The sequence below is a fragment of the Aquabacterium sp. genome (assembly GCF_035476535.1).
Taxonomy (GTDB): Bacteria; Pseudomonadota; Gammaproteobacteria; order Burkholderiales; family Burkholderiaceae_C; genus Pseudaquabacterium.
In genome coordinates this window covers 1-5,301 of sequence record NZ_DATILJ010000081.1, presented here as the reverse complement: position 1 = coordinate 5,301, position 5,301 = coordinate 1, and the positions used below count along the sequence as shown (strand labels likewise).

General features: G+C 71.0%; 6 protein-coding genes. 4 read left to right on the top strand and 2 right to left on the bottom strand.

All coding sequences use genetic code 11. The features are described from left to right. Together VLK61_RS08000 and VLK61_RS07995 are read right to left on the bottom strand one after the other, a co-directional pair. Positions 1-644 (bottom strand): SDR family NAD(P)-dependent oxidoreductase (locus VLK61_RS08000; RefSeq protein ID WP_325419947.1); only part of this gene is annotated, 644 nt, incomplete at its 3' end. Further along, a complete protein-coding gene (locus VLK61_RS07995) occupies positions 637-894 on the bottom strand; it encodes an RNA-binding S4 domain-containing protein (RefSeq protein WP_325419945.1) in 258 nt (85 codons plus the stop codon). The genes VLK61_RS08000 and VLK61_RS07995, both read right to left, overlap by 8 nt. A 226-nt stretch (positions 895-1,120) precedes the next feature. Between VLK61_RS07995 and VLK61_RS07990 the strand changes: the two genes are divergently transcribed. From VLK61_RS07990 to nagZ, 4 genes are all read left to right on the top strand, one after another. Then, positions 1,121-2,020, top strand: a complete 900-nt coding sequence (locus VLK61_RS07990; RefSeq protein ID WP_325419943.1) for a BadF/BadG/BcrA/BcrD ATPase family protein — start codon at positions 1,121-1,123, stop codon at positions 2,018-2,020. Continuing rightward, entirely contained in the window at positions 2,020-3,150 is a 1,131-nt protein-coding gene (gene nagA, locus VLK61_RS07985; protein WP_325419941.1) for an N-acetylglucosamine-6-phosphate deacetylase, read from the top strand. The genes VLK61_RS07990 and nagA overlap by 1 nt, the downstream gene beginning before the upstream one ends. After that, positions 3,140-4,150, top strand: coding sequence for an SIS domain-containing protein (locus VLK61_RS07980; RefSeq protein WP_325419949.1), 1,011 nt, complete (start codon positions 3,140-3,142; stop codon positions 4,148-4,150). The genes nagA and VLK61_RS07980 overlap by 11 nt, the downstream gene beginning before the upstream one ends. A gap of 146 nt (positions 4,151-4,296) precedes the next feature. After that, positions 4,297-5,301, top strand: a 1,005-nt coding sequence (gene nagZ / locus VLK61_RS07975; RefSeq protein WP_325419939.1) for a beta-N-acetylhexosaminidase, incomplete at its 3' end; no start/stop codon positions are given.

Below are 5,301 nucleotides of genomic sequence, written 5' to 3'. Positions count from 1 at the left end.
CCCACCAGCACGCCGGGCAGGCGCGCCAGGCGGCTGTTGGCATCGGCGGCGTTGGCCAGCATCGGCGTCGCGGTGACGCCGGGGCACAACGCGGTGACGGTGACGCCACTGTCGCGCAGTTCCTCCGACAAGGATTCGCTCAGCGACAGCACGTAGGCCTTGGTCGCCGCGTAGGTGGCCAGGCTGGGCACCGGCTGGAACGCGGCGATCGACGCGACGTTGAGCACGCGGCCGCGGCCGCGTTTCTTCATGCCGGGCACAAATTCGGTGAGCATGGCCGTCAGGCCCAGCACGTTCAGGTCGATCATCGACCGATGATCGGCCGCGGCCATCTCGGCGAAGCCGCCCTGCACCAGCACGCCGGCGTTGTTGACCAGGATGTCGACGGTGATGCGCCGGCGCTTCAACTGTTGCGCCAGCGTGGCCGGCGCGTTGGGCAAGGACAGGTCGGCGCCCAGCACCGTGACCTTGATGCCATGCGCGCTGCGCAACTCCCGGGCCAGGTCTTCCAGCTTGTCGGTGCGGCGGGCCACCAGCACCAGCGCATGGCCAGCCGCGGCAAAACAGCCGGCCAGCGCCTCGCCGATGCCGGAAGAAGCACCGGTGATCAGCGCTGTGTCCGGGTTGATCGCGGCTTCATTCATCGGGGGTCTCCTCGGCTGTTGTGGGTTCGGTGCCGGGCGGCAACAGGCGGATGCGCGCGCCGGTCAGGCTGACCACCTGGCCGGCGCGCAGCTTGGCCGTCTTGCGCAGTTCATCCCGGCCATCCACCTGCACCTTGCCCTCGGCCACCAGGGCCTTGGCCTGGCCCCCGCTGCCGGCCAGCCCGGTGGCCTTGAGCAAGTGGTCCAGCGTGATGAACTCGCCGCGCAAGAGGAACTCAATGGTCTGCATGGGATGATGGTCTGAGCGGGGGCGGGCCTATTGTGGTGCGCACGCAGGCCGGTGCGCCGTGTGGCAACTGGTATTACCGATGGTTTCCACCCCGAACGCGACACCAAACCCCTCAAACCAAGGGGAGATGACTGGCGGCAGGGTCTTTCTGGGCCGGCGTACGGCACAACGCCATTGACGCACCGGTCTTGCGTGGTACTATATTGGTATTGTTCGAGCTATCACCATGCGCTCCCAGCACCAACCCACCGAAGACCTGCGCCACTTCATCGGCATCGATGGTGGCGGCAGCGGCACCCGTGCCCGCATCGTTGCCCCCGACGGATCGGTGCTGGGCTCCGGCGACGCCGGACCCTCGGCCCTGGGCCAGGGCGTCGAACAGGCCTGGGACCATGTGCGGCTGGCCATCGCACGCTGCTTCGCCCAGGCCGGCCTGGCCCTGCCGGAGCCGGCGTCATGCGCCGTCGGGCTGGGCCTGGCCGGCGCCCATTCACCCGTGCGCTGCGATGCCTTCATGGCGCTGGCGCCGGCCTACGGCCTGCTGGCGCTGGACACCGATGCCGGCACCGCGCTGCGCGGCGCGCACGGCGGCGTGCCCGGCGCCATCGTCGCGGCCGGCACCGGCAGCGTCGGCGAGGCGCTGCGCCGCAACGGCCAGCGCATCACGGTCGGCGGCTGGGGCTTCGGCATCGGCGATGAAGGTTCGGGCGCCTGGCTGGGCCTGGCCGCCATGCGCCAGGCCCACCGTGCACTGGATGGCCGCGCGGCCCCGGGGGCGCTGGCCCGTGCCGTGTGGCGCACCGCCGGCGGACAGCGTGATGCCTTGCTCGACTGGTGCGCCCGCGCCGGCCAGCATGGTTTCGCCCGCCTGGCGCCGCTGGTCTTCGACACGGCCGATGCCGACATCACCGCGCGCCACCTGCTCGACGAAGCCGCCGCGGCGCTGGTCGAGATGGCCACCGCGCTCGACCCCGAGGCCGAACTGCCGCTGGTGCTGACCGGCAGCGTTGCCTTGCGCCTCAAACCCTGGCTGCCCGCCTCGCTGCTGGCCCGTTGCGTGACGCCGCAGGGCGACGCCATCGACGGCGCGCTGCTGCTGGTGCGCCAACCCACTGTCTGCCGCTGATGCCCATCTCCCGCCTGGAAGGCCACATCCTCACCCCGCGCGGCTTCGTGCGCGGCACCCTGTCCGTCGACGACGGCCGCATCAGCGCGCTGCAGGGCGAGCCGCGTAACGAATACGCAGTGCGCCACGAAGGCCTGCCCATCGTGCTGCCCGGCTTCATCGACCTGCATGTGCACGGCGGCGGCGGCAGCGACACGATGGAGGGCGGCGACGCGGTCGAACGCATCGCCCGCCTGCATGCCCGGCACGGCACCACCTCGCTGCTGGCCACGACGATGACGGCACCGCACGACGACCTGGTGACCGCGCTCACGGCCATGGGCTCGATCTGCGAGAAGCGCAGGCCCGGCACCGCGCGCGTGCTGGGTGTGCACCTCGAAGGCCCGTACATCAACGCGGGCAAGCTAGGCGCACAGCCGGATTTCGTGCGCCCGGGCTCGGTGGAAGAACTGCACCAGCTACATGCCCTGGCCCCCATCCGCCTGATCACGCTGGCGCCCGAGATCCCCGGCAACCTGGACTTCATCGCGCCGCTGCTGGCCGCCGGCTTCCGCGTGCAACTGGGCCACAGTGCCGGCTCTTACGAAGACGGCGTCGCGGCGCTGGAGCGCGGCGCCTCGGGCTTCACGCACCTGTTCAACGCGATGACCGGCCTGCACCACCGCGCGCCGGGCATGGTGGGCGCGGCACTGGCCCATGCGCGTTATGCCGAGATCATTCCGGACCTGCTGCATGTGCACCCGGGTGCCATCCGCGCGGCGCTGCGCGCGATCCCGTGCCTGTACTGCGTCACCGATTCCACTGCCGCCGCCGGCATGCCCGACGGCAATTACAAGCTCGGCAGCCTGACGGTGACCAAGTGCCTGGGCGGCGTGCGCCTCGAAGACGGCACGCTGGCCGGCAGCACGCTGACCATGGACCAGGCGCTGCGCAACCTGGTCGGCCTGGGGCTGGAGATCGAAGAGGCCTCGCGCCGCACCGCCACCCATGCCGCCGATTTCCTGGGCCTGCACGACCGCGGCCGGCTCGAGCGTGGTGCCTGGGCCGACATGGTGGTGCTGGATGCCAACCTGCAACTGCAACGTGTGATCGTCGAAGGAGAAGAGATTGAACTCGCGCATGCTGAATGAGGCGCGGCAAGCGCCGGCGGCCATCGCCCGCGCGCTGACCGCCGACCGCGAGACGCTGGCGGCGCTGGGCCAGGCGCTGCGCGCCGACCCGCCGAACGCGGTGCTCACCGTGGCGCGCGGCAGCTCGGACCATGCCGCTCACTTCATGGCCTATCTGGTGATGGCGCGGCTGGGCCGGCTGGTCACCTCGCTGCCGATGTCGCTGGTCACGCTGTATTCGTCGCGGCTGCAGTGCGAAGGCCTGTTGTCGCTGGCGTTTTCGCAATCGGGCCAGAGCCCGGACCTGGTGGCGCCGCAGCGCTTCTTCCGCGCCGGCGGGGCGCGCACGGTGGCGGTCGTCAACGACGCCGCATCGCCGCTGGCCGAGGCCGCGCAGTGGGTGCTGCCGCTGCATGCCGGCGCCGAGACCAGCGTGGCCGCGACCAAGAGCTACATCGCGCAGCTGGTGGCCGGCGCGCGCTTCGTCGCGCAGTGGCAGGGCGACGCGGCCTTGCACGGCGCACTGGAAGCCCTGCCCGAGGCGCTGGAGCGCGCGGCCTGGCTGGATTGGTCGCCGATGAGCGAAGCCCTGGCCGGCGCCGACCGGCTGTTCGTCATCGGCCGCGGCCTGAGCCTGGCGGTGGCGATGGAAGCCGCGCTGAAGTTCAAGGAGGTCTGCGGCATCCAGGCCGAGGCCTTCTCCGGCGCCGAGGTCAAGCATGGGCCCATGGCCTTGATCGACGAAGGCTACCCGCTGCTGGTGTTTGCGCCGCGCGGCCCGGCGCAGGCCGGCCTGCTGGCGCTGGCCGACGAGATGCGCCAGCGCGGCGCGCGCGTGCTGGTGGCCGCGCCGGCCGGCACGCCCGGCGCCGAATTGCCGCTGGCGGTGACGGCCAATGAAGACCTGGATGCGATTGCCGCGATCCAGAGTTTTTATCCGGCGGTCGAAGCACTGGCCCGTGCCCGCGGGCTGGACCCGGATGCGCCGCGGCATCTCAGCAAAGTCACCAGAACCCACTGATGAACCAAGACCCGATGGCGCACCGCACTCTCACCCAAGCGCACGCCGCGGAACCGGCTCCGCCGGGCCGCCGGCGTGGCCCCCTTGAGGGGGAGGCGGCCGCAGGTCGCTCCGGGGGTGGGACATTTCACCCCGGCCATCTGGTGATGGTCGATATTCCCGGCAAGACGCTGTCGGCCGACACCGCAGCCTTCCTGCGCCGGCACCACATCCGCGCGGTCTGCCTGTTTCGCAAGAACCTGGGCACCGAGGCCGAAGTGAAGCAGTTGCTGACCGAGCTGCGCGAAGTGCTGGGGCCCTCGGCACTGATCGGCATCGACCAGGAAGGCGGCTCCGTCGTGCGCGCCACCTTCCTGCCGCAGGCGCCGGCAGCGATGGCGCTGGGCGCGGTGGGTGACGAAGCGCTCGCCGAACAAGTCGGCGCAGCCGTGGCGCGCGGCTTGCGTTCGCTGGGCATCAACTGGAACTTCGCGCCGGTGCTGGACATCAACAACAACCCGGCGAACCCGGTGATCGCCGAACGCAGCTTTGCCGCCGACGCGCACACCGTCACCCGCCTGGCCAGGGCCTGGATGCGCGGCTCGCTGCGCGAAGGCGTGGCCTGCTGCGTCAAGCACTTTCCCGGGCATGGCGACACGCATGTTGATTCACACCACGCGCTGCCGACGGTCGACAAGTCGCTGGCCGAACTCGAGGCGCTGGAGCTGATCCCGTTTCGCGCGCTGGCCCAAGGCCCGGACGCCGCGCCGGCGATGATGACCGCGCACATCGTCTACCCGCAGATCGACGCGGCCCATCCGGCCACGCTGTCGCATCCGGTGCTCACCGGCCTGCTGCGCGAGAGCCTGGGCTACGACGGCGTGGTGATCACCGACGCGCTGTTCATGAAGGCGGTGCACGAACGCTACGGCCATGCCCGCGCCGCCGTGCTGGCGCTGCAGGCCGGCGCCGACATGCCGTTGGCCCAGGGCAGCGAAGAAGAGCAATCGGCGGCCGTGCAGGCCATCGAAGCCGCGCTGCGCGAAGGCGATCTGCTGCCCGAGCAGGTGCTGCGTTCGCTGGCGCGCCTGCAAGCGCTGGCCCAGCGCTACCCGGCCGCTCCGCAGGTCTACGGCGAAGCCCAGCGCAGCGCCGACGACGCGCTGATGCAC